The sequence below is a fragment of the Amycolatopsis sp. NPDC051071 genome, from assembly GCF_040682875.1.
In the GTDB taxonomy this organism is placed as follows: Bacteria; Actinomycetota; Actinomycetes; order Mycobacteriales; family Pseudonocardiaceae; genus Amycolatopsis.
In genome coordinates this window covers 33,615-55,886 of sequence record NZ_JBFBBY010000016.1, presented here as the reverse complement: position 1 = coordinate 55,886, position 22,272 = coordinate 33,615, and the positions used below count along the sequence as shown (strand labels likewise).

The 22,272-nt window shown below is 67.6% G+C and carries 25 protein-coding genes and 1 pseudogene; 14 read left to right on the top strand and 12 right to left on the bottom strand.

Annotated features, from left to right (window positions below; translation table 11 throughout):
* Positions 1-45: 45 nt before the first annotated feature.
* The gene (locus AB0M65_RS08365; protein WP_364023433.1) at positions 46-639 is read right to left on the bottom strand and encodes a TetR/AcrR family transcriptional regulator; all 594 of its coding nucleotides are present in this window, start codon (positions 637-639) and stop codon (positions 46-48) included.
* A 104-nt stretch (positions 640-743) separates the two neighbouring features.
* Here AB0M65_RS08365 and AB0M65_RS08360 point away from each other — a divergent pair, with 104 nt between their 5' ends.
* Together AB0M65_RS08360 and AB0M65_RS08355 are read left to right on the top strand one after the other, a co-directional pair.
* On the top strand, positions 744-1,889 hold the full coding sequence (locus AB0M65_RS08360) for an acyl-CoA dehydrogenase family protein (RefSeq protein ID WP_364023431.1): 1,146 nt from the start codon (positions 744-746) through the stop codon (positions 1,887-1,889).
* Between the two features lie 73 nt (positions 1,890-1,962).
* A complete protein-coding gene (locus AB0M65_RS08355) occupies positions 1,963-2,580 on the top strand; it encodes a Uma2 family endonuclease (RefSeq protein WP_364023428.1) in 618 nt (205 codons plus the stop codon).
* A gap of 96 nt (positions 2,581-2,676) precedes the next feature.
* Here AB0M65_RS08355 and AB0M65_RS08350 read toward each other — a convergent pair whose 3' ends face one another.
* The 4 genes from AB0M65_RS08350 to AB0M65_RS08335 form a co-directional block, all read right to left on the bottom strand.
* The gene (locus AB0M65_RS08350) at positions 2,677-2,985 is read right to left on the bottom strand and encodes a hypothetical protein (RefSeq protein WP_364023425.1); all 309 of its coding nucleotides are present in this window, start codon (positions 2,983-2,985) and stop codon (positions 2,677-2,679) included.
* 134 nt (positions 2,986-3,119) lie between these two features.
* A complete protein-coding gene (locus AB0M65_RS08345) occupies positions 3,120-4,349 on the bottom strand; it encodes an amidohydrolase (RefSeq protein ID WP_364023422.1) in 1,230 nt (409 codons plus the stop codon).
* Between the two features lie 11 nt (positions 4,350-4,360).
* The gene (locus AB0M65_RS08340; RefSeq protein ID WP_364023419.1) at positions 4,361-4,843 is read right to left on the bottom strand and encodes a GNAT family N-acetyltransferase; all 483 of its coding nucleotides are present in this window, start codon (positions 4,841-4,843) and stop codon (positions 4,361-4,363) included.
* Positions 4,843-5,748 (bottom strand): aldose 1-epimerase family protein, encoded by a 906-nt coding sequence (locus tag AB0M65_RS08335; protein WP_364023416.1) that lies wholly within the window; start codon positions 5,746-5,748, stop codon positions 4,843-4,845. The genes AB0M65_RS08340 and AB0M65_RS08335 overlap by 1 nt, the downstream gene beginning before the upstream one ends.
* Before the next feature lie 74 nt (positions 5,749-5,822).
* On the opposite strand from AB0M65_RS08335, the pseudogene AB0M65_RS08330 reads away from it, so the two are divergent.
* The 4 genes and pseudogenes from AB0M65_RS08330 to AB0M65_RS08315 form a co-directional block, all read left to right on the top strand.
* Positions 5,823-6,179: pseudogene (locus AB0M65_RS08330) on the top strand (AMP-binding protein); the annotation flags it as partial.
* A 542-nt stretch (positions 6,180-6,721) separates the two neighbouring features.
* Positions 6,722-7,285, top strand: coding sequence for a TetR/AcrR family transcriptional regulator (locus tag AB0M65_RS08325; protein WP_364023413.1), 564 nt, complete (start codon positions 6,722-6,724; stop codon positions 7,283-7,285).
* Positions 7,285-8,115, top strand: a complete 831-nt coding sequence (locus tag AB0M65_RS08320; RefSeq protein ID WP_364023410.1) for an MBL fold metallo-hydrolase — start codon at positions 7,285-7,287, stop codon at positions 8,113-8,115. Before AB0M65_RS08325 ends, AB0M65_RS08320 begins: the two co-directional genes overlap by 1 nt.
* Positions 8,112-8,936 (top strand): MBL fold metallo-hydrolase, encoded by an 825-nt coding sequence (locus AB0M65_RS08315; RefSeq protein ID WP_364023407.1) that lies wholly within the window; start codon positions 8,112-8,114, stop codon positions 8,934-8,936. The genes AB0M65_RS08320 and AB0M65_RS08315 overlap by 4 nt, the downstream gene beginning before the upstream one ends.
* 51 nt (positions 8,937-8,987) lie before the next feature.
* Here AB0M65_RS08315 and AB0M65_RS08310 read toward each other — a convergent pair whose 3' ends face one another.
* The 4 genes from AB0M65_RS08310 to pdxH all read right to left on the bottom strand — a co-directional run bounded on the left by AB0M65_RS08310 (position 8,988) and on the right by pdxH (position 12,905).
* On the bottom strand, positions 8,988-10,373 hold the full coding sequence (locus AB0M65_RS08310) for an APC family permease (RefSeq protein WP_364023404.1): 1,386 nt from the start codon (positions 10,371-10,373) through the stop codon (positions 8,988-8,990).
* A 95-nt stretch (positions 10,374-10,468) separates the two neighbouring features.
* Positions 10,469-10,612, bottom strand: a complete 144-nt coding sequence (locus tag AB0M65_RS08305; protein WP_364023401.1) for a hypothetical protein — start codon at positions 10,610-10,612, stop codon at positions 10,469-10,471.
* 53 nt (positions 10,613-10,665) lie between these two features.
* Positions 10,666-11,949: an MFS transporter gene (locus tag AB0M65_RS08300; protein ID WP_364023398.1), complete on the bottom strand. Its 1,284-nt coding sequence runs from the start codon at positions 11,947-11,949 to the stop codon at positions 10,666-10,668.
* A gap of 269 nt (positions 11,950-12,218) precedes the next feature.
* Positions 12,219-12,905, bottom strand: coding sequence for a pyridoxamine 5'-phosphate oxidase (gene pdxH / locus AB0M65_RS08295; RefSeq protein WP_364023395.1), 687 nt, complete (start codon positions 12,903-12,905; stop codon positions 12,219-12,221).
* A 245-nt stretch (positions 12,906-13,150) separates the two neighbouring features.
* Between pdxH and AB0M65_RS08290 the strand changes: the two genes are divergently transcribed.
* On the top strand, positions 13,151-13,288 hold the full coding sequence (locus AB0M65_RS08290) for a hypothetical protein (protein WP_364023392.1): 138 nt from the start codon (positions 13,151-13,153) through the stop codon (positions 13,286-13,288).
* 52 nt (positions 13,289-13,340) lie between these two features.
* Here the strand turns inward: AB0M65_RS08290 and AB0M65_RS08285 are convergent, their stop codons facing one another.
* Both AB0M65_RS08285 and AB0M65_RS08280 read right to left on the bottom strand, forming a co-directional pair.
* Positions 13,341-13,571, bottom strand: coding sequence for a hypothetical protein (locus AB0M65_RS08285; RefSeq protein ID WP_364023389.1), 231 nt, complete (start codon positions 13,569-13,571; stop codon positions 13,341-13,343).
* Positions 13,572-13,815: 244 nt separating this feature from the next.
* Entirely contained in the window at positions 13,816-14,187 is a 372-nt protein-coding gene (locus tag AB0M65_RS08280) for a hypothetical protein (RefSeq protein WP_364023387.1), read from the bottom strand.
* A 391-nt stretch (positions 14,188-14,578) separates the two neighbouring features.
* Between AB0M65_RS08280 and AB0M65_RS08275 the strand changes: the two genes are divergently transcribed.
* The 7 genes from AB0M65_RS08275 to AB0M65_RS08245 are packed head-to-tail and all read left to right on the top strand — an operon-like array spanning position 14,579 to position 21,441.
* The gene (locus tag AB0M65_RS08275; RefSeq protein ID WP_364023384.1) at positions 14,579-15,583 is read left to right on the top strand and encodes an ABC transporter substrate-binding protein; all 1,005 of its coding nucleotides are present in this window, start codon (positions 14,579-14,581) and stop codon (positions 15,581-15,583) included.
* Entirely contained in the window at positions 15,580-16,539 is a 960-nt protein-coding gene (locus AB0M65_RS08270) for an ABC transporter permease (RefSeq protein WP_364023381.1), read from the top strand. The genes AB0M65_RS08275 and AB0M65_RS08270 overlap by 4 nt, the downstream gene beginning before the upstream one ends.
* Positions 16,536-17,312, top strand: coding sequence for an ABC transporter ATP-binding protein (locus AB0M65_RS08265; RefSeq protein WP_364023378.1), 777 nt, complete (start codon positions 16,536-16,538; stop codon positions 17,310-17,312). The genes AB0M65_RS08270 and AB0M65_RS08265 overlap by 4 nt, the downstream gene beginning before the upstream one ends.
* A gap of 14 nt (positions 17,313-17,326) precedes the next feature.
* Entirely contained in the window at positions 17,327-20,047 is a 2,721-nt protein-coding gene (locus tag AB0M65_RS08260; protein WP_364023375.1) for a nitrate- and nitrite sensing domain-containing protein, read from the top strand.
* On the top strand, positions 20,044-20,469 hold the full coding sequence (locus tag AB0M65_RS08255) for a roadblock/LC7 domain-containing protein (protein WP_364023372.1): 426 nt from the start codon (positions 20,044-20,046) through the stop codon (positions 20,467-20,469). Before AB0M65_RS08260 ends, AB0M65_RS08255 begins: the two co-directional genes overlap by 4 nt.
* 20 nt (positions 20,470-20,489) lie before the next feature.
* Entirely contained in the window at positions 20,490-20,870 is a 381-nt protein-coding gene (locus tag AB0M65_RS08250) for a DUF742 domain-containing protein (RefSeq protein ID WP_364023369.1), read from the top strand.
* A complete protein-coding gene (locus AB0M65_RS08245; RefSeq protein ID WP_364023366.1) occupies positions 20,848-21,441 on the top strand; it encodes an ATP/GTP-binding protein in 594 nt (197 codons plus the stop codon). Before AB0M65_RS08250 ends, AB0M65_RS08245 begins: the two co-directional genes overlap by 23 nt.
* Positions 21,442-21,596: 155 nt before the next feature.
* Here the strand turns inward: AB0M65_RS08245 and AB0M65_RS08240 are convergent, their stop codons facing one another.
* The gene (locus AB0M65_RS08240) at positions 21,597-22,217 is read right to left on the bottom strand and encodes a TetR/AcrR family transcriptional regulator (protein ID WP_364023363.1); all 621 of its coding nucleotides are present in this window, start codon (positions 22,215-22,217) and stop codon (positions 21,597-21,599) included.
* Positions 22,218-22,272 lie beyond the last annotated feature (55 nt).

Here is a 22,272-nt window from a genome sequence, read left to right as displayed (position 1 = left end):
CGCGATGCTAGCCGAGGCATCGGTTCCACCACCAGAATTGTCATTTCAAGACATTTTTGGCGCGAGTCCTCCAAGAAGAAGCTCCGAGAGAGCAGTGAAGGCTTCGGCGTCGGTCACCCCGGCACGCTGACCGACCACGCCGGTCTGGATTCCCTCGATGATCAATCCCGCCATTTCCGCGATCAACCGCGCGTGCACCTCGCGAAAGACACCGCCGGTGACACCGCGATCGATGAACGACCGGATCCGCGCGGCCGCCGCCCTGCTGTTGAGCTGATACGCGTCGCGTGCCGGGGCGAATTCGGCGATGTCGGTCATGAACGCGGCCGAGGCGCGATTCAGGTACTCGGAAATGCCGGCCAGGTACTCGCCGAGGATCTTGCGGGCGTCGTCGATCCCGGCGATCCGCTCCTCCAGCAGTTCGGCGGCACCCTTGAAGAAGTGGGTGACGACCTTGACCGCGAGCTGCTCCTTGCTGGGCGCGAGCGCGTAGAGGGTCGACTTCGAGCAGCGCAGCCTGGCGGCGAGGTCGTCCAGCGTGAACTGCGAAAACCCTTCGGCGAGGAAGAGCGCTTCGAGCTCCGAGAGCAGCGCGCGCTGACGCGCGGTGGGCTGACGGCGGGTCCGGCTCTCGGTCATCGGATCACTATCCCTTACGCGGACGGTGTACTCCCAGACAGCCAGTACTGTACTCTCAACAAGCCCACAGTACTGTTTTGAGTACAGTTCAGCTCGGAGGAGCCATGCCGGCCGACCGTCTGCTGCCCAGCACCGAGGCCCAGGATCTGCTCGACCTGGCCAAGGAGATCGCGCGTGAGGAACTGGCCCCGATCGCGAGCAAGTACGAAGAGACCGCGCACTTCCCGCGTGAACAGTTCCGGGTGCTCGGGCATGCCGGGTTGCTCGGGCTGCCGTACGCGGAGCAGTGGGGTGGCGGCGATCTGCCGTACGAGGTCTACCTGCAGGTCCTCGAAGAGATCGCGACCGCGTGGATGTCGGTCGGCGTCGGCCTCTCGGTGCACACGATGTCCTGCTTCGCGCTGGCGCACTACGGCACCGACACGCAGCGGGACCGCTGGCTGCCCTCGATGCTGGAAGGCGACCTGCTGGGCGCGTACGCGCTCTCGGAAACCCACGCCGGCTCCGACGCCGCGGCCCTCTCGACGCGCGCGCGGCTCGACGGCGATCAGTACGTCGTGAACGGCACGAAGGCCTGGATCACCCATGCGGGTGAGGCCGACTTTTACACGACCATGGTGCGCACCAGCGACGACGGCGGACACGGCATCTCGTGCCTGCTCGTCGACGGATCGACGCCGGGCCTCTCGGCCGCGCCACCCGAACGCAAAATGGGCCTCACCGGATCGACCACGGCGCAACTGATGTTCGAGAACGCCGCCGTCGACACCGATCGGCGGATCGGCGGAGAGGGCCAGGGCCTGAAGATCGCGCTTTCGTCACTCAGCTCCGGACGGCTCGGCATCGCCGCCTGCGCCGTCGGGCTCGCGCAGGCCGCACTGGACGAGGCACTGGAGTACGCGAAAGGCCGGACGCAGTTCGGGCGGCCGATCATCGAATTCCAGGGCCTGGAATTCCTGCTGGCCGACATGGCCGCGACCGTCGAGACGTCACGCGCGATGTACCTCGACGCCGCCCGGCGCCGGGACCGCGGCCTGCCGTTCCAGCGACAGGCGTCGATCGCGAAACTCGTCGCGACCGACGGCGCGATGAAGGTGACCACTGACGCCGTACAGGTCCTCGGCGGCGCTGGTTACACGAAGGACTTCCCGGTGGAGCGGTACATGCGGGAGGCGAAGGTGCCGCAGATCTTCGAAGGCACGAACCAGATCCAGCGCATGGTGATCGCGCGGGAACTGCGGAAGGTCTGACTCTCCGCGCTGATACGATCACCAGTGGTCACCTGCTGATCGTGAGACACTGTGGAAGACGTGAGGAGACGCTGTGACAGCCCTTCCCGACTCCACGACCGGGTCGCACGGTGAGCCAGGGTGGGCCATCCCGGATCACCTGCTGTCGGTCGCGGAGTACGCGGCGCTCGGTGAACCCGATTCCGGATTCACCGAGCTCGTGGAAGGCCGCCTTGTCATGTCGCCGAGTCCCAAGAGGAGACACAACAAGGCGCTGTACGCCTTGGCCAGGCAATTGGAATCACAGCTGCCCGATCATCTCGAGTTCGTTCAGGATATCGACGTCGACCTAGGACTGGTTCCTCCTGGCGAGCCTGGTTTCGCCCGGCGACCAGATCTGATCATCGCTCTTCGCGAAGCCGGTGAGCGAGTCGACGAAGAAGACACGATGTATCGCGCGGACGACGTTGTCGTCGTGGTCGAGATCGTGTCGCCGGGCTCGAAGCGAACTGACTACGTGACCAAGCACGGCGAGTACGCCGACGCGGGAATTCCGCACTATTGGATCGTCGACCTCAGCGAGCCCGTTTCGCTTGTCGCCTGCCACCAGGCGGGCGAACTCGGCTACCAGGACGCACCGGCAGTGACCGGCGAATTCAACTCAACCGAACCGTTTCCGGTGAAACTGGATCTCGAGCGGCTTCTGGCGTGAACGCCTGCCTCCGATGATGCGAAAGCCTCTTTCGCAACGTCCAAGGTTGCGAAAGAGGCTTTCACGTCATCCGGCCAGACCCACCCGGCCCGGACGTCAGCGGCCGGGCGGACCGAACTGCGGCGGCGGGCCCTGCGGCGGCGGCTGCGGCCACCCGGTCTGCGGCGGGTACGGCTGCTGTCCCGGCGGCCTGGACGGCGCCTGGCTATAAGACGCCTGCCCAGACGGCGCCTGGCCAGACGACGCGGCACCATCGGCAGGCTGCCCGTCCCGCTTGGCCGCCCGCGACTTGCTCACCAGCTTGAACCCGCTGAAGCCCGCCAGCGCGACGCCGACGCCGAGCAGGACCCACCGGCCGAAGCTGTTGAAGGCGTCCGAACCCTCGGCGTGATCCGCCTTGAGCACCCAGCGCGAGACACGCCAGGCCGATCAGCAAACCGGCGATCCAACCGCCAAACCCTTCGCGAGTTACACCTTTCCCTGACTGTCACAATCAGGGGCTCACCTCCAGCGCGGGACGCACAGGCGGATCGGAAAGATCAGTGCTCGCGGTACTTGCGGTCCTCGGTGACGCCGACCCCGGCGTCGGAGTCGAAGTGGTAGACCTCGCGTCCGCGTACGAATACCCGCATCGCGCGGTTCATCACGTCCAGCGGGTCACCCGACCAGATGACCACGTCGGCGTCGAGGCCCGGCTTCAGCGAGCCGACCTTGTCGTCGAGGTTCAGCATCGCGGCCGGGTTCACGGTCAGCGCCTTGAGCGCGGTCTCCGGGTCGAGACCGTCCTTGACCGACAGCGCCGCCTGGTACACCAGGAAGTTGATCGGCACGACGGGGTGGTCGGTGGTGATCGCGATCCGCACACCCGCCCTGGCGAGGATGCCGGGTGCGCGCAGGGTGCGGTTGCGCAGCTCCACTTTGGACTTGGTGGTGAACAGCGGGCCGAGGATCACCGGCACGTCCCGCTCGGCGAGCAGGTCCGCGATCAGATGCCCTTCGGTGCCGTGGTTGATCACCAGTTTGTAGCCGAACTCGTCGGCCAGCCGGATCGCGGTCACCATGTCGTCGGCGCGGTGGACGTGCTGGTCCCAGAACAGCTCGCCGTCGAGCACCTTGACGAGTGTCTCCTTGCTCAGGTTGACCTCGAACGGCTTGCCCTCACCGGCGGCATGGTCACGCTGGGCGGCGTAGTTGCGTGCGGCCGTGAACGCGTCGCGGATGATCGACGCGACGCCGAGCCTGGTCGACGGCGTCTGCTTCTTGTCCCCGTAGACCCGCTTCGGGTTCTCGCCGAGCGCGCTCTTCACGCTGACGTCCTCGGCGAAGATCATGTCGAGCACGGTCCGGCCCCAGGTTTTGACGCCGATCGTCTGCCCACCGATGGGATTGCCCGAGCCGGGCTTGATGACGACGCTGGTGACGCCACCCGCGAGCGCGTCGTCGAAGCCGGACTCGTACGGGTCGATCCCGTCGATGGCCCGGAACCGCGCGCCGTTCGGATCGGTCATCTCGTTGGTGTCATTGCCCGACCAGCCTTCGCCGTCCTCGTGGACGCCGAGGTGGGCGTGCGCGTCGATGAACCCGGGCAGCACCCAGGTGCCCGCGGCGTCCACCAGTTCGGCGTCGTCGGGGACGTCGACGTCGGCATCAGTGCCGACCGCGACGATCTTTCCGTTCTCGATGAGGACCGTGCCGCCGTCGATCGGATCACCGTCGATCGGGACGACGTAACCACCGACGATGGCCTTGACCAGTGCTTTGTTCGACATGCTTTGACACGCTAACGAACTGTGGCCCCCGGACGCACGCGGGTCTTCTCAAAGTGCACCACTTGGTAGTGCAACTCGGGCGTACGGCGCGTTTCGACGTAGCCGAGCTTCGGGTACATCCGCAGCGGCCCGAAGCTCCGCTCGCCGGTGAACAGGCGGAACACCGTCACCGCCGCCGGCATGGCCGCTTCGGCGGCGAGCAGCAGCGAACTGCCGAGCCCGTGTCCCTGCCGGTCCGGCGCCACGACGAGCCTGCCGACGAGCCCGGCCTCGCCGTCCACGACGATCCGGACGCTCGCCACCAGCCGACCGGCTTCCCTGGTGCCCCAAGCGAAACACGCGCTGTCGTCCAACGCCTCCTTGGCCTGTTCCCACGTCTCCAACAGCGGAGGCAGGTCGAACGTGTCGTGGGCTCGCGCCTCGGTCACGTACGCCGCCCGCTGCACCGTGAGCATCTCCCCCGCGTCCGCGGGCCCCAGCCGGAGCAAGGTCATCAGCGCACCCGGATTCCCCAGCTCCCCGCCCACGAGCCGGCGGGGTCGAGCTCGATCAGGTCGGTGCCGGTGTTGAGCGCGTCGGCGGGGCAGGTCATCGGTTCGATCGCCACCGCCCGGCCGCGTCCGACCAGGTCGGCGGGGGTGAAGACCTGCGCCCAGTGGAAGTCCGGTCCGGCCCAGACCAGCAGCTCCTGCTCACCGTGCGACAGGACGTGGTGGTGGTTGCCGTCCGCGGCGACGCTCAAACCGCCGAACGCCGTGTCCAGGTCGACCCCCTTGAGCACCTTGCCCGACCGGAAGTCGTACTCGGTGCCCTCGACGTCCTGCTCCTCGGCGTACGGCAGCTGCTCGTCGCCGAGGTACGGCCGGACGCGGCTCGCGGGCAGCGTCAGGGTCAGCTCGTCGGTGGGCACGTCGCCGATGCGGAAGTACGGATGCGTGCCGAGCCCGACGCCGATCGGACTCTCGCCCTCGTTGCGGATCTCGTGCGTCACCACCAGCTCGCGTGGCGCGATCTCGTAGGTGATCGTCGCGCGCAGCGGTACCGGCCAGCCCTCCTGCGCCGGGACGTCGATGGCCAGGGTGATCGAAGACTCCGCGTGCTCCAGCAGCTCCCACTCCTCGTGCCGGGTCAGGCCGTGGATGGCGTTGCCGCGTGCCTCTTCGGTGATCGCGAGCTGCTGCTTCTCACCCTGATGGACCCACTGGCCGCCCTTGGTGCGGTTCGGCCAGGGCAGGAGCACCTGCCCGGCGCCCTTCGGCGGCTTCTCGTCCTCGGCGAACGCCTCGACGTACGGCACCCCGCCGACCTCGAACGCACGCAGCCCGGCACCGATCTCGGTGATGACGGCGCGCGCGTTGCCGCGGGTGATCTCGAACTGCTCTCCGGTGGGATGGGCCATGCGCACGAGGTTACCGGCGACCGTCGGGAAAGTACTGTGGGAATGCCGCGCCCGGACGAAGGAGACCGCACGCGATGACCGTTCCCGGTTACCCCAGCACCGTCGGCCGCGTCCTGGAGCGCAGCGCGCGGCGCGTCCCGAACCGGGTGGCGCTCACCTTCGCCGATCGCGTGTGGACGTACGCCGGGCTGGACCGCGCGGTGGGCCGGGTCGCGGCGAAGCTGCTGGAGCGGGGCCTCGTCCACGGCGACCGCGTCGCGGCGTTCGGCAAGAACTCCGACGCGTACCTGGTGCTGTACCTGGGTTGCGCGCGGGCCGGGCTGGTACATGTCCCGGTGAACTTCAACGCACGCGGGGAAGAACTCGCCTATCTTCTGACACAGTCCGAACCCGCGGTCACTTTCGTCGATCCCGCACTGGCCGGACACGTACCGGACGGTTATGTGTCCACACTGGACATTCTTGGCTGGGCGCACGATGAAACCCTTGCTCCGCACGAGGAATCCGGTGTCGCCGATGCTGCTGAAGCGAGAGTCGCGGCAGGAGTTCGGCGGGTCAGGCTCGGCGATCGGGCGCTGAGCCTGACCCGGGGGTCGCGAGTGGCGATCAGGGTTATTGAGGGGTAACGCAAAGGTGGCGCCTTCGGGCGAGGTGGTGCCTGGGGTGGCGCGGCACCGCACTCGCGTGCTTGAAGCCGCAACTCGCGTGCTTGAAGCCGTAACTCGCGTGCTTAAAGGCGCAACTCGCGTGCTCAGACCCCGCGCACCGAGTTCGGCGTCCAGCACGTGAGATCCGTCTTTAAGCACGCGAGTTACGCGCTCAAGCACGCGAGTTACCTGCTCAAGCACGCGAGTTACGTGCTTGAGCACGCGAGTTACGTGCTCAAGCACGCGAGTCACGCCTTCGCTCTGGCCGTCGCACGCCTCGCAGTCTCACTAGACCGGTCGTCATAGTTTGGGCTACAGTCGGCCACATGGTCCGCCGTACCGACACCCGGCAGCGCATGCTCGATTCCGCCGCCGAGCTCTTTCACAAGCAGGGCTACCACGCCACCGGTCTCAACCAGCTCGTCGCCGCCGGCGGCGCGCCGAAGGGATCGCTCTACTTCCACTTCCCCGGCGGCAAGGAGCAGCTGGCCGCCGAGGCCATCCGCCAGTCCGCCGAGCGGCTGTGCGACACCTTGCGCACGATCGTCGCGCACTCTCCTGACATCGTCACCGGCATCGAGAACGTCGTCGAGGCTCTCGCGATCTCGCTGGAGGAGTCGGATTTCCAGCGTGGGTGTCCACTCGCGACGGTCGCGCTCGACGCGTCGGGTGATAGCGAAACGATCCGCCAGGCCTGCGCCGACGGCTACCGCTCCTGGCACACGATCATCGCGGGCGCACTGAAGACCGACAAGGCGGATCACTTGGCGACCGTCGTCCTCGCGGCCATCGAGGGCGGGTTGCTGCTGGCCAAGACGTTGCACGACACCGCGCCGCTGCGCGCGATCGCCCCTCACCTCCGCGCCACCCTCGAACGGGAGCTCTCCTGATGCGTGTCCACCACCTCAACTGCGGAACCCTGCGGCCCCTCGGCGGCAAGCTCGTCGACGGCAGGCCGGGGTTGTTCCGCCGCGCCGAGCTGATCTGCCACTGCCTCCTGCTGGAGACCGAAACCGGGCTCGTGCTCATCGAGACCGGCGTCGGCACGCCGACCGTCAGCCGTCCGGCGGACTGGCTCGGCGCCGGGTTCGTACGCCTGGTCAACCCGGTCAGCGACGACGACCTCAGCGCCACCACGCAGATCCGCAAGCTCGGCTTCGACCCGGCCGACGTGCGCGACATCGTGCTGACCCATCTCGACCTCGACCACGCGGGCGGGCTCGTCGACTTCCCCCAGGCACGGGTGCACGTCCACGCCCGCGAACTCCAAGCGCTGGAGAAGCCGGTCGACCGCAAGGAGGCCAGCCGCTACCGCAAGGTCCAGTTCGACCACGGCCCGATTTGGCGGTCGTATCGCGCCGACGGCGAGCCGTGGTGCGGTTTCGACGCCGTCCGCGAGCTCGAAGGAGTCCCGGACGTCCTGCTCATCCCGCTCGCCGGGCACACCCGCGGGCACGCCGGGATCGCGATCGACACCGGCGACGGCTGGCTGCTCAACGCCGGGGACGCCGTCTTCCATGGCGGCGAACTCGACCAGAAGCCGCATATCCCGTTCGTGCTGGGCCTCTTCGAGTCGTACATGCAGACGGAAAAAACGGCACGACTGGACAACCAGCGCCGGCTGCGCGAACTTGTCAGTAACAACGGTGACGAAGTGACGGTCTTCGCCGCGCACGACGCCACCGCCTACGAGCGGCTCAGCCAGAGGAGCAGGATATGAAGATCCACCACCTGAACTGCGGCACCATGCGCACGCCAGGAGGCAAATTCCTCGACGGCCAGCCCGGCCTGCTGCGGCGGGCCGAGATGGTGGCGCATTGCCTGCTCATCGAGACCGGCGACGGGCTCGTGCTGGTGGACACCGGATTCGGCCGCCAGGGCGTGGCCCGGCCCAGTGCCTGGCTTGGCGGGCCGTTCACGAAGATGGTCGGGGCGAAGCCGGTCGAGACGGAGACGGCGGCCCATCACGTCGAAGCACTCGGCCACCGGCTCGAAGACGTGCGGCACATCATCTGCACGCACCTCGACGTCGATCACGCGGGCGGGCTCGCGGACTTCCCGAACGCCGTCGTGCACGTCCGCGCCGAGGAGCACGACGCGGCGACGGCTCCCGGCAACGCGAGCGAGAAACTCCGCTTCCGCGCCAACCAGTTCGCCCACCGTCCACTGTGGAACAAGTACGACGAGGCAGGCGACGAGTGGTTTGGTTTCCAGGCGGTCCGCGAGCTCAAGGGCCTGCCGTCGGAGATCCTGCTGGTCCCGCTCGCGGGCCACACCAAGGGCCACACCGGGGTCGCCGTCGACACCGGTGACGGCTGGCTGCTGCACGCGGGTGACGCGTACTTCTTCCACGGTCAGCTGGATCCGGTGAAACCGCACTGCCCGCCGGGGATGACGCTGTTCCAGAACATGGTGCAGACACTGCGCAAACCGCGGCTGGAGAACGTCGAGCGGCTGCGTGAGCTGAGCCGAGAACACGCCGACGAGGTCACCGTGTTCTCGGCACACAGCCCGGTGGAGTACCAGGCGCTCAACCGTTGAGAGAAGGCCGTTGACAGAAGGCCGTTGAGAGAAGGCCGTTGAGAGAAGAGGTCAGCCGACCGGCGGCTCGATGGGCTGCCGGTCCTCTTCACTGTGTGTGGCCCGCATGACGAGCCAGTTGATCCCCCACAGCACCACGCCGACGGCGAGCAGGATCGCGGCGACCTTGTAGTCACGGGCCGGCCGCCCGGACAACGGCGTCACCAGGTAGACGCAGAAGATCGCGGCCAGCACCGGGACGATCGTCGGCGCCCGGAAGTGCTTGTGCGCGGCTTTGTCCTTGCGCAGCACCAAGACGGCGACGTTGACGATGGCGAAGACCGCCAGCAGCAGCAACGCCGTCGTGCCACCGAGGACACCGATGTCCACAAAGGACACCAGGCCGATGGCGATGACGCTGGTGAACACGATCGCCACCCACGGGCTGCGGCGGAACGGGTGCACCGTGCCCAGCTGCTTCGGGATGATCCGCTGGTTGGCCATGCCGTAGAGCAGGCGGCTGGCCATCAGCATGTTGATCAGCGCCGAGTTGATCACCGCGAAGAGACCGATCGCGGAGAAGACCTCACGCGGGAAGCCGGGCGCCCCGACGTCGAGCACCTTCAGCAACGCGCTGCTCTTGGCGGCCTCCAGGTCGTCGGCAGGCACCAGCAGCGAAGAGGTCACGGAGACCATGATGTAAATGGTCGCGGCGATGACCATGCCCCACAGCATCGCCTTCGGGAAGATCCGGATCGGGTCCTTGCACTCCTCGGCCATGTTCACCGAGTCCTCGAAGCCGACCATCGCGAAGAACGCCAGCGACGTCGCCGAAGTGATCGCCACCAGCATCGTCTGGTTCTCGGTGTCGAACTCGATCAGCCGCGACGCGTCCCCGTTGCCGTTCAGCACCGCCCATACGCCGACCCCGATGATGATCAGCAGACCGCCGACCTCGATGCAGGTCAGCACCACGTTGGTCTTCACCGATTCGGCGACGCCGCGGAAGTTGATCAACGCGAGGCCGATCACGAACAGGATCGCCACCAGCGGCATCGGCGCGGTGATGAACTCGGCGAGATAGGTGTCCCCAAAGGCCTTCGCCGCAGACGATGCCGACGTGATCCCCGAGCACATCACCGCGAACGCCACCATGAAGGTGAGGAAGCGGATCTTGAACGCCTTGTGCGTGTAGAGCGCCGCCCCCGCCGCCTGCGGGTACTTCCCGACCAGTTCCAGGTAGCTGAACGCGGTCATGATCGCGACCACGAAGGCGATCAGGAACGGCACCCACAGCGCGCCGCCCACCCGGCCGGCCACCTGTCCGGTGAGCGCGTAGACGCCGGTGCCGATGATGTCGCCGACCACGAAGAACAGGAGGAGCTTGGAACCCATCACCCGCTTCAGGCTCGGCTGCCCCGCCGGACCCGCTTGTTCGGTTGTCGTTGTGTCCGCCATGCGGCAAGAGTGTGCCGCATCACGTCTGTGACCGACAGTCCGATTTGGTCAGTTCTTCGTCACGGGTTGGCGGAGCGCTTTCCTGGGTAATTCGCTCAGTCGGCGTCGACCGCGGTCTTCACCAGCGGGGTTGCCTCGAAGCGGGTCACCGCGAGCGCGCCGATCTGCTTGTGGACGCGGCTCTTGGCCTTGCCTCCGTTGGCGGCGTTGTCCTGCATCGGTCCCGGCGCCGACGTCACACCGTCCAGGGAGACCGCTTTCCCGACGTGGGCCCGACGATAATTCGAACGGCTCAGTCGGCCGGGGCCCGGTACCGCCAGAAGGAGGGAAGGAGCAACGCCGCCCCGATGACCAGCACGATGACCAGCACTCCGCCACCGGAGGCCGCGGCGGCGGTGCCCACGCCGGCGGCGGCCCAGCCGTGGGTGAGGTCGGCGATCCGCGGCCCGCCCGCGACGACGACGGTGAACACACCCTGCAGCCGTCCGCGCATCTCGTCGGTGGTGGCGACCTGGAGAATCGACATCCGGTAGATCGCGCTGACCATGTCGGCGGCCCCGGCCAGCGCCATGAAGAAGACCGCGAGCCACAGTGACTGAGCGAGGCCGAAACCGACGATGGCCGCGCCCCATACGCAGATCGAGATGATGACGCCGACACCCTGCTTGCGGATCCGGGTCAGCCAGCCGGAGAAGAGACCGATCAGCATGGCGCCCGCCGGGAGCGCGGCGTAAAGCCAGCCGAGTGCCGGGCCGCCGCCGGGTGGGTCGCCGAAGGTGCGCTCCGCCATCTCCGGGATCAGCGCACGCGGCATACCCGCCACCATCGCGATGATGTCGACGAGGAACGAGGCCAGCAGGATCTTCTGCGTCGCCAGATAGCGGAAACCGTCGATGATGTCGCGGATCCCGGCGCGCCGCGCGATCTCGCCGAGCGGTGGGATCGGGGGCAGCTTCCAGACCGCGACGAGGGTGGCGGTCAGCGCGATGACGTCGACCAGGTAAAGCGTCGAGAGGCCGAGGATCGGGATCAGCGAACCGGCGAGCAGTGGCCCGAAGACCGCGCCGAAGGTGGCCATCGTGCTGCTGAGCGCGGTCGCGGAGGCGATCAGGTTGTCCGGGACCAGGCGGGCGACGACGGCGCCGCGGGTCGGCATGTTGATCGCGAAGAACGCCTGGTTGACCGCGAGCAGCACGAGGACGAGCCAGACCGAGCCGATGTCCATGAACGCCTGGAGCCACAGGACCGCCGAGGTGACGGTGACCCCGACGTTGGTGACGATCAGAAGTTTGCGGCGGTCGACGGCGTCCGCGATGGCGCCACCCCAGAGACCGAAGACGAGCAGCGGGATCAGCGCGACCAGACCGGTGAGGCCGACGTACGCCGACGAGCCGGTGAGGTCGAAGACCTGTTTGGGGACCGCGACAGCGGTGAGCTGGGAGCCGATGGCGGTGACCGCGGTGGACAACCACAAGCGGCGGAACGCGGGGATCTTGAGCGGCCGGGTGTCGACGACGATCGAGCCGAACAGCTTCCGGGCACCTTTACGCTGCTCAACCCCCAGATCGTCACTCACAACCCGGTAGCTTAGCCGCGCTAACTAACCAAGCGCGCGCGATTTAAGTCACCCGGTTACCGTCCGCTGCCCCCACCAGGACGTCACGCGTGCTCAGAGGCGTAACTCGCGTGCTTGAACACGGAACTCGCGTGCCTGAAGGCGTAACTCGCGTGCTTGAAGGCGTAACTCGCGAGTTCGGCGTGTTCCGCCTTCAAGCACGCGAGTTACGTGTCTGAGCACGCATGTTCCGCCTTCAAGCACGCGAGTTACGTGTCTGAGCACGCGAGTTACGGAGCGACGCGTTCGATCTGCCAGCCGTCGTCGGTGCGGACGTAGCGGAGCCTGTCGTGCATGCGGTCCTCGCGGCCCTGCCAGAACTCGACGAAGTCGGGCCGGATACGCCAGCCGCCCCAGTGCGGCGGGAACGGGATGTTCTCGACGTCGGCGAAGCGGCGCTCGATGCCGTGGAGCGCGGTCTCCAGCGCACGGCGGCCGTCGACGACGCGGGACTGCGGCGAAGCCCAGGCCCCGAGCTGCGAACCGCGGGGGCGCGACGCCCAGTACTCGGCGGTCTCGGTGACGTTGACCTTCTCGACCTCGCCACGCACGTGGACCTGACGCTGCAGGGCGTACCACGGGAAGGTGACCGACGCGTAGCGCGTCGCGGTGAGGTCGTGGCTCTTCGTCGACGTGTAGTTCGTATAGAACACGACGCCGCGCTCGTCGAGGCCCTTGCACAGGACGGTCCGGGAGGACGGCCTGCCCTCCGGGTCGGCCGTGGCGAGCACCATCGCGTTCGGCTCGGCGATCCCGGCGGAAACGGCCTGGTTCAGCCAGTCCTGCAGCTGGGCGGTCCAGTTCTCCGCGAGGGCGGACTCGTCGAAGGCCGCACCTTCGTAGGCGACCCGCATTCCGGGCAAGCGCACGACCGCGTCGTCCCCGCCGACGGCGCTGTCTTTGATCTCCGGCATCATCCCGCCAAACCTCCGTACCCGGTCAGGGCATCTGTGACTTCGGCTTTGCCGCCGACGGTATTGCCTGGAACGCGGCGGCGAAACCCACTGAACGGTGACTCCCGCCACCCTTGCCGGTCATCAGCGTGTAACCGCTGGACCGCAAGCCGTTACCTCCTGGTTACCTGCCGGACCCTGATCGATAAAGGCCGGTCCTGCCGTCGTCGTGCTCCCAGCTCCCTCCCCGTCCCCACGGAGGCAGGTTCATGACCGGCACGCTGCCCACCACCGGCAGCCCTGACCTTCGCCGTCCTGTTCGTCGTGGTCAGCCAGATCAAGATCAACATCACCAAGGCCTATTCCGGATCGCGTCGTTCGCCAACTTCTTTTCCCGGGTTCCGTGACGGCATCCGGGCCGGGTCTGGTACGTCCTGGTGAACTGCGCCAATCGCGCCGTCACTGACGGAATTCGGCGCTTTCGCCTTTCTGAACAAGATTCTCGAACGTGTAAATCGCCTGGATAGGCGCGGTCTGCGCGGATCTGGTCATCGTGAAACCACTCGGCCTCTCGCCGCGTACATCGAATTCAAGCGGGCCTATTTTCCGAAGATCAATCCAGTCGGTTTCGGATCGATGATCGTCGCTTCGACCATTTCCCTTGTCGCTTGCTTCGGCGAATTCGGACAATTCATGGCCGCCTTCAGCCCGCTGCTCGCACGGCGGACCTATCTAGCGCGTGCGTTCTAATTCTGTCATTCGACAGAAATTATCCCCGGAAGAACTGCCACGACCTGCGCCAGACGGCAGGCCCGGCCGACCTCCCGATACCCACACTGCCCACACTGCCCACGGCCCGGCCGTGAGACGCGGCGAAGGCCACCACCGGGACGGTCGAAATCCCGGCAGCGACCTTCGCTTCTCAGGTCTCGCGTCAGTTCGTGACGGTGAATTCCGCGCGAACGTTCCAGCCCCAGCAGTCGTACGTCGCCGTGTACCGCCCCGGCACCGTCCCTACTGGACCGTCGCCTCGCAACGCGACACCGATGCCGCCGGTGCCACCGTCTCCCACTACCCGCAAGGGAATCGGCGCGGCGAAACCACCGGAGGTGAGGGTCTTCTCGAGTTCGCCGGCACCCGACGGCCGCAGGCAGTAGATGTCCGCGGTCACCGTCCCACCTGCGACGACGGTGGCCGGGCTGATGACGAGACTCGGTGGTCTGGTCGCGTTCGCCTGCCCCGCTCCGGCCATCGTGGACACGAGCGCCAGCGCTGCCACCGGCAGCGCGGCCGAACGAATTTTCATCCTCTGCTCCCTCCCGGACGGCCGGCGAGGATTCACCGGCCATCTGGAGGACGCTCGCCGCCCCGGCCGGGGTTGCCCACTCCGTGAGACCTCGCCCGAAGGGGCGAACGCGGCTGGATTTAGCAGAATGTGACAGGAATTCGGGCAAGAGCTGATCATCACACTAGGTAGACCTTGCGCCCCTCGATAGGATCGCCGCCGAGGGCAACGGGGTGATCACCTCTATACAGAGTGTTTAGAGGTTCAGGGTGGGACGGCCGGGTGTGCGGCTGCTCCATCCGCTAATGCCGGCAGTGCTTCCGACCGGGAGTCCGACGCCGGTCGATCACCCCTGCGCTCAAGCCGCCGGAACTTCTACTCCCGTGTTACTCCCCTTCCCCAGGAGTGCGTTGTGATTTCCCGTTCCCGCCGTCTCATGACGGCGTTGTTGTGCGCCATTTCCCTGGCCGGTGTGACAGCCCTTTCGGCTTGTTCGGACAGCACCGCCGCTTCCGGCACCAAGATCACCATCGGTTACAGCGCTTGGCCGGGCTGGTTCCCGTGGGCGGTGGCTCAGGAGAAAGGCCTATTCGAGAAGAACGGCGTGACCGTCGATTTGAAGTGGTTTGACAGTTACACCGAAAGCATCAACGCGCTCTCCTCCGGTGCGATCGACGCCAACAGCCAGACCCTCAACGACACCCTCGCCTCGGTCAGCGGTGGCGCGAAGCTGTCGGTGGTACTGGTCAACGACAACTCGACCGGCAACGACAAGATCATCGCCCGCGAGGGGATCTCCGGCGTCGCCGACCTCAAGGGCAAGAAAGTCGCCGTCGAGCAGGGCACCGTCGACCACTACCTGCTGCTGCTCGCGCTGCAGGAGGCGAAGCTGACCGAGAAGGACATCGAGCTGGTCCCGCTGCTGACCGACGCCGCCGCGGCCGCGTTCGTCGGCGGGCAGGTCGACGCCGTCGCCGCGTTCGCCCCGTTCACCACGACGGCACTGCAGCGGCCCGGCAGCCGCGCGGTCGCGACGTCGGCCGAGTTCCCCGGTGCCATCCCGGACCACCTCGTCGTCTCCGAAAAGCTGTCGAAGGAGCGCAAGAAGGAAGTCCAGGCGCTGGTCAACACCTGGTTCGAGACGGTGGCCTGGATCAAGGCCAACAAGGACGAGGCCATCGGGATCATGGCCAAACGCGGCGCTGTGACGATCGACGCGTACAAGAGCTACGACGCCGGCACCACGATCTTCACGAAGCAGCAGAACCTCGACGCGTTCACCCCCGGCGTCACCCCGGCCCACCTGAACTTCCAGGCAGGCAAGATCGCCGACTTCATCGTGTCCAACGGCCTCGCCCAGAACCGGCCCGGCTTCGACGGGCTGTTCGACGACCAGTTCGTCAAGTCGGTGCCGTGAGCGCCACGGACTCGGCGCGCCAGACCGCTCAGCGGACGGACACCGCCGACGAAGCCGAAGCACTCCGCCTCGACGACGAGCAGCGGCTCGCCGAAGCACAGGAGGACCGGCGGCGGGGTGGCGCGCGACCGGACTGGTCGCCGCTGCCCCGGCGCGCGGGCCTCAAGGCGAACGCGTCCCCGCTGTTCTCACTTCGGACAACGATCCCCGCGCGCTGGCGATGGACGCTGGCGGTGCTGTCCTTCGCGATCCCGCTGCTGATCTGGGTGACGCTGAACGCGCTGGGCGTCGTCAACCCCACGTTCCTGCCGACGCCCGCCGCGGTACTCGACGCCGGGCTGAAGATGATCGAGTCGGGTGAACTGTTCAGCGACCTCTGGGCCACCACCCAGCGGGTGCTGCTCGGCTTCGGGCTCGCGGTGCTCGTCTCGATCCCGCTCGGCATCGTGATGGGGACGTTCAACGCCGGGCTGGCGCTGTTCGAACCGGTCATCGCGATGCTGCGTTACCTGCCGGCGAGCGCGTTCATCCCGCTGCTGATGATCTGGCTCGGCCTCGGCGAGCCGTCGAAGGTCGCGGTCTTGTTCCTCGGCACCGTCTTCTTCAACACGCTGATGACGGCCGACGCCGTCCGCGGGGTACCGAATTCGCTGATCGACGTGTCGTACACGCTCGGCGCGCGGCGCGGCGAGGTACTGCGCAAGGTGATCATCCCGCACGCGCTGCCCGGCATGATCGACGCGACCCGCGTCAACGCCGCGGCCGCGTGGAACTTCGTGGTGGTCGCCGAACTGATCAACGCCACCTCCGGGCTGGGCCTGCGCATCATGCGGGCGCAGCGGTTCACCCAGACCGACCGGATCTTCGCGCTGCTGATCGTGATCGGCCTGCTCGGCCTGGTCATCGACATCGCGCTGCGGCAACTGAGGACCCGGGTCGGGAAGTGGGCGGCGTGACCCTTCAGCTGAAAGCCATCGCCAAGGACTACACGGTCCGGGGCAAGACCACCCGGGCACTCGACGGGATCGACCTGGAAGTCACGCGCGGCGACTTCGTCTGCGTCGTCGGCGCGAGCGGATCGGGCAAGTCGACGCTGCTCTCGCTGATCGCCGGGCTGATCGAACCGTCCGAGGGCCTGATCACCCTCGACGGCGACGCGGTGACCGGTCCCGGCCCGGATCGCGGGCTGGTGTTCCAGCACGGGGCGCTGTACCCGTGGCGCACGGTGGAGAGCAACGTCGCGTTCGGGCTCGAACTGCTGAGCCTCGACAAGGCCGAACGCACGCGCCGAATCGACTGGTACCTCGAAGAAACCGGACTCGCCGGGTTGCGGAAATCGCTGCCCAGACAGCTTTCCGGCGGGCAGAAGCAACGCGTCGCGATCGCGCGGGCGCTGACCTGCGAACCCGATGTGCTGCTGCTCGACGAACCTTTCGGCGCGCTGGACGTCCAGACCAAAGAGGATATGCAGGTCCTGATCCGCCGGATCTGGGCCGACACCGGCACCACGGTGCTGATGGTGACCCACGACGTCGAAGAGGCCGTGTTCCTCGGCCGTCGCGTCGTGGTGCTGGCATCGGATCCGGGCCGGGTCGCCGCCGACATCGTGGTCGGCCTGCCCGGTGAGCGCGACCTCGCGGTCAAGCGCTCGCCGGAGTTCCTCGCGCTGCGCGCGTCCATCGAAGACCTCGTCCGGGAACAGCACCGCGGACATCTCGGGCGGAGTTGAGGAGAAAGGTGATCATGAGGCACGGGAAGACCCGGCCGGAACGCACCCCGCGTTCCGGGTTGCTCGGCAGACTCGGCATCCGGGGCAAGCTCAACCTGCTCCTGATGTTGCCGCTGACCGCCGTGGTGCTGGTGTCAGTGCCCTATGTCGCCGGTGAGATCGACGACGCGCGGTCCGCCCGTACCACCGCCGACGTCGCGTCGCAGGCACGCTCGCTCGGCACGCTGGCGTGGGAACTGCAACGGGAACGGCTGCTGACGGCGCACTACATCGCGTCGTCGTCGGCAGGCAGCGCGGCGATGCTGAAACAGCAGGGCGTCGTCGCCGACACGGTGAACCAGGTGCGTTCGCGGCTGACCGCCGACGCGCCGGAGGAGCTTTCCGCCGCGCTGGTCCGGATCGGTTCGCTGGAGGAGATCCGGGCGAACGCGCTCCGGCGCGGCGCCTCGCTCGACAGCATCGCGCGGACCTACCACGCGGTGATCGACGCGGTCATCAACTCGCTTCGGCTGGTACCGCAGCAGACCAGTGACGCGGAGGGCACCCGGCAGCTGACCGCGCTCGAAGCACTGCTGCGCGCGAACGAGGAGTACTCGTTGCGCGGGATGGCGTTGATCATCGTGCTGGTCACCCCCGAGTCCGGTGAACCGGTGCTCGCCGACGCGAAACAGCAGGCATCGCTGTTCCTGGAACGGTTCGTGCAGCAGGCCGACGTCGCACAGGCCACCAAGGTGGTCCAGGTCGACCAGGGTGAGACCGGCCGCCGGATCGACGCACTGGAGGCGCGGCTACCGGAGGCCCGCGGCCCGCAGGCCGTGCAGGGACTGCTGCCGGACATCCTCGGCGCCGTCGAGGCACAGTCGAACCAGCGGCGGCTCGCCCAGGACGAGGTCACCAACGGCATCACCGACGCGGCGACCACGCGAGCCGACGCCGCGCGGAACCTCGCGTGGCTCATCGGTATCAGCGCGGCCGTGCTGTTCCTGCTGGTCGGTGGCCTCGCCATCGCGGTCAGCCGGTCGATCGCGGATCCGCTGCGGAAGCTGACCAAGGCGGCGACGTCGGTCGCCGACCTCGCCAGCACCGAACTGGTCCGCGTCACCGACACCGAGCAGGCCGAGGAACTCGCGCCGCGGCTCGCCACCATCGACGTCTCCTCCCAGGACGAACTCGGGAAGCTGGCCGAGGCGTTCAACCGGGTCCAGGCCACCGCGGCCGAACTGGTGGAACGGCAGGCCGTCACGCGGCGCAACGTCGGCCTGATGTTCGCCAACGTCGCGAAGCGCACGCAGAACCTGGTCGGCAGGCAGCTGGCGCTGGTCGACGAACTGGAGCGCAACGAGCAGGACGTCGCGCTGCTGGCGAGTCTCTACCGGCTCGACCACCTCTCCACCCGCCTGCGCCGGAACGCGGACAACCTCCTCGTCGTCTCGGGGAACCGGGACGAGGCGCGGATTTCCGGGCCGATCGAGCTGTCGACGGCACTGCGTTCGGCGCTCGCGGAGATCGAGGACTACCAGCGGGTCCGGCTCGGCTCGATGGGCGACGTCCTGCTGTCGTCGCCGTTCGGTTCGGATCTTGTGCTGATCTTCGCCGAGCTGCTGGAGAACGCGACGTCGTTCTCCCCGCCGGAGTCCTTTGTGGACGTCGGCACGAAGGTTCTCGCCGACGGCTCCTGCCTGATCGTGATCGTGGACCAGGGCATCGGCATGACCGCCGAACGGCTCGCCGAGGAGAACCGGCGGCTGGTCGAACGCGAACGGCTCGAACTGGCGCCGACCAGTGTGCTCGGCCTGTTCGTGGTCGGGCGGCTCGCGCGGCGGCACGGGCTCAAGGTCGAACTGACCGAGACCGAGCCCAGCGCGGGCATCACCGCGCGGATCGTCGTCCCGCCGAATCTGCTGACCTACCGGGCACCCGTGCCGAAGTCCATCCCGGCGCCGCCGGTGTGGCCGACGGCGGAACCGGGCGACGAGCCCGCCCCGCGGCAGCGACAGCCGCAGCTCCAGTCCCAGCCGTGGGCGAAGGGGCCCGCGGCCGAACCGCCGACGCTGGCCATCACCGGGATGATCCCGCGCGACGGCCAGCGGCCCAAGGATTTCCGGTGGTTCCGCAAAACCGACCGGGAGATCCGGGAGCCGATGCCCGCCTTCACACCGCAGCCGGAGCCCACGCCGCCGCCTGCCCCGTTGCCTGTCCACGAGGCTCCCGCACCGACGTTGACCGCCGCCGATCCCGGGGAGACCCGCGGCGGGCTTCGGCGACGGGTCAAGGGCGCGCAGCTTCCCGGTGCCCCCGAAGCGCCGTCCCGTCCGAAGTCCAGGCATGATCCTGAGGCAGCCAAAGCGGCCTTCGACGGATTCGAAGCAGGGCTCGCGAAGGCCACCGTGTCTTCTACGAGCGCCGTACCACCGCAGGCCCCGACTCCGCCGGAAAGCCCGCCGGCGGGCAACCCGATGCCCGCCCCGACACCCATGCCCATGCCGACCCCGACGCCGGTACCGGCCGCCTCGCGCGGCGGCCTCACCCGGCGGGTCCCCGGTGCCCAGCTGGCGCCGGGACTGGCGAAGGGACCCGCCGCGCGGCACCAGACCGCGCGGGCGGCCCTGAACACCACCAAGCCCAAGGGCCTGCGTGACCCCGAGGCCGAGCGTGCCGCGTTCGACGCCTTCAGTGACGGGTTGGAGAAAGCCGTCAACCCGGCGACGGAACAGAGAGAGAAGAGCAAGAGATGACGACCGGAGTCAGCGTCGAAGCCCGGAACTTCAACTGGTTGGTGACGCGCTTCGCACAGAACACGGCGAGTGCGATGGGCGCGATCGCCGTCTCGGCCGATGGCCTGCTGATCGCGATGTCGTCCGAGCTGGAACGAGCCAACGCCGACCGGCTGGCCGCGATCTGCTCGGCGATGCTCGGCCTGGCGCACGGCGTCTCCGAGAGCCACCCGCTCGGTGCACCCGACAAGATCATCATCGAGCTGGAGCAGGGTTACCTGCTGGTCTGCACGATCAGCATCGGCTGCTCGCTCGGCGTGCTCGCCACCAAGCAGGCCAGCCTCGGCACGATCGCCTACGAGATGGCGATGTTCGCCAACCGTGCCACCGAGGTGCTCACCCCCGCGCTGATCGAGGAACTCAAGAAGAGCGTCGGCAGCTGAAATGACGAGGGGATAAGGGAATGAGCGACGACCAGGTGCCCCAGCCGAGAGGGGCCGAACAGGGCATCTCGCCGCTGCGCCCGTATCTGCTCACCGCCGGCCGCGCACAACCGGTGGACGGCACCCTCGAAATCGAGGCGCAGGTGCTCACGAGCAGACTTGGCGCGGCGTCGCAGGCGAGGCTGACCTTCGAACGACGGGAGATCGTTTCCCTTTGCCGGGAAACGAAATCCGTCGCCGAGGTGGGCGCGATGCTCGGCCTGCACATCGGCGTGGCCAGGGTGCTCGTGGCGGATCTCGCCGCACTCGGCTACGTCGTGCTCCGACGCCCCGCCGGAGCACTCAACCAGGACCTCGGCATGATCGAAAGGGTCATTCGTGGACTCGAAGCAATTCGCTGAACCGGCGCCGGCCAAGCCGCCGACACCGGTCAAGATCGTCATCGCCGGCGGGTTCGGGGTCGGGAAGACGACCACCGTCGGGGCGATTTCGGAGATCAAACCGCTGACCACCGAGGCCGCGATGACCGCGACCGGGGCGGCCGTCGACGGTATGAACGGGGAGGTGCCGTCCAAGACCACCACCACGGTGGCGCTGGACTTCGGCTGCATCACCATCGACGACGAGGTGAAGCTGTACCTCTTCGGCACGCCGGGGCAGGACCGTTTCGGGTTCATGTGGCACGACCTCGTGCTCGGCGCGCTGGGCGCACTCGTCATCGTCGACACCCGGCGGCTCGACGACTGCTACCCGGCCGTCGACTACTTCGAGAAGGCCGGGCTGCCGTTCGTGGTCGGGGTGAACGTGTTCGACGGTTCCCTCAAACACGATCTCGAAGACGTGCGCTGGGCACTCGCGGTGAGCGAGGACGTCCCGTTGATCACCTTCGACGCGCGGCAAAGGCTGTCGGTCCGGGACGCGCTGCTGGCCGTCCTGCACAACACCTTCCGGCGGGCAGCCACCGTCACCTGACGCGTTCAGTCCTCTGGTTGCGGTCCTTGCGTATGCATGTATCGCAACCAGAGGACTAAACGCGGGCCTTCGGGCAGGCGAGTGCGGTGCCGCGCCACTCCAGGCACCACCTCACCCGAAGGCGCTACCTTCGACTTACCCCTGAACGCGGGTCTTCAGGCAGGCCGGGTGATGGCGGCCAGCATCAGTGCCCGGAGTTCGGCGGCGACGGCGGCGACCGGCAGCGGCGGCGCGTGCGCCTGCCATTCACGCAGCAGCCCGGTCGCGGCGCCGACGAGCGCGATCGCCGTCAGGTGATAGTCGCGGTCCGGCGCGACGCCGTGCAGTGCGGCGTGCCGGGCCTCGGATTCGATGAACGCGGCCCACCGGTCGACCCATTCCTGGTGCTGCGCCTCCAAAGCGGCGCTGACGCCGACGGCTTCGACGTAGTTCAGCCGCGGCAGCCGCGGATCCGACGTCACCGTGCCGACGAAGACGTCCAGCAGCGTCCCGATCCGGGTGACCGCGTCGGCGTCCTCCAGGCGTTCGAGGGTGCCGGTGACGTGCTCCAGCGCGAGGGCGTTGATGCGTTCGTGCAAGGTGAGCAGCACTTGCTCCTTGCCGTCGAACTCCTCGTAGAAGTTCCGCGTCGAGACGCCGGCGCGCGTGCACAACTCGGCGATCTTCGCCTGCCGGTAGCCCGTCGACGTGAACAGGTCCAAGGCCGCCGCGAGCAGCCGTTCACGCCGTTCGGCACGCCGTTGCTCGGGTGCGACCCCGCCATAGGTGCGGGCCACTTGTCCTCCCCCGATCCGGTAACAGGGATTGCCAGATGATACCAACACCGCCTAC

What these genes read in the sequence shown, in the direction of transcription:
- AB0M65_RS08365 (WP_364023433.1), bottom strand. Translation starts at nt 639, where the DNA reads ATGACCGAGAGCCGGACCCGCCGTCAGCCCACCGCGCGTCAGCGCGCG.
- AB0M65_RS08360 (WP_364023431.1), top strand. Translation starts at nt 744, where the DNA reads ATGCCGGCCGACCGTCTGCTGCCCAGCACCGAGGCCCAGGATCTGCTC.
- AB0M65_RS08345 (WP_364023422.1), bottom strand. Translation starts at nt 4,349, where the DNA reads ATGTCGAACAAAGCACTGGTCAAGGCCATCGTCGGTGGTTACGTCGTC.
- AB0M65_RS08340 (WP_364023419.1), bottom strand. Translation starts at nt 4,843, where the DNA reads ATGACCTTGCTCCGGCTGGGGCCCGCGGACGCGGGGGAGATGCTCACG.
- AB0M65_RS08335 (WP_364023416.1), bottom strand. Translation starts at nt 5,748, where the DNA reads ATGGCCCATCCCACCGGAGAGCAGTTCGAGATCACCCGCGGCAACGCG.
- AB0M65_RS08325 (WP_364023413.1), top strand. Translation starts at nt 6,722, where the DNA reads ATGGTCCGCCGTACCGACACCCGGCAGCGCATGCTCGATTCCGCCGCC.
- AB0M65_RS08320 (WP_364023410.1), top strand. Translation starts at nt 7,285, where the DNA reads ATGCGTGTCCACCACCTCAACTGCGGAACCCTGCGGCCCCTCGGCGGC.
- AB0M65_RS08315 (WP_364023407.1), top strand. Translation starts at nt 8,112, where the DNA reads ATGAAGATCCACCACCTGAACTGCGGCACCATGCGCACGCCAGGAGGC.
- AB0M65_RS08310 (WP_364023404.1), bottom strand. Translation starts at nt 10,373, where the DNA reads ATGGCGGACACAACGACAACCGAACAAGCGGGTCCGGCGGGGCAGCCG.
- pdxH (WP_364023395.1), bottom strand. Translation starts at nt 12,905, where the DNA reads ATGATGCCGGAGATCAAAGACAGCGCCGTCGGCGGGGACGACGCGGTC.
- AB0M65_RS08290 (WP_364023392.1), top strand. Translation starts at nt 13,151, where the DNA reads ATGACCGGCACGCTGCCCACCACCGGCAGCCCTGACCTTCGCCGTCCT.
- AB0M65_RS08280 (WP_364023387.1), bottom strand. Translation starts at nt 14,187, where the DNA reads ATGAAAATTCGTTCGGCCGCGCTGCCGGTGGCAGCGCTGGCGCTCGTG.
- AB0M65_RS08260 (WP_364023375.1), top strand. Translation starts at nt 17,327, where the DNA reads ATGAGGCACGGGAAGACCCGGCCGGAACGCACCCCGCGTTCCGGGTTG.
- AB0M65_RS08255 (WP_364023372.1), top strand. Translation starts at nt 20,044, where the DNA reads ATGACGACCGGAGTCAGCGTCGAAGCCCGGAACTTCAACTGGTTGGTG.
- AB0M65_RS08250 (WP_364023369.1), top strand. Translation starts at nt 20,490, where the DNA reads ATGAGCGACGACCAGGTGCCCCAGCCGAGAGGGGCCGAACAGGGCATC.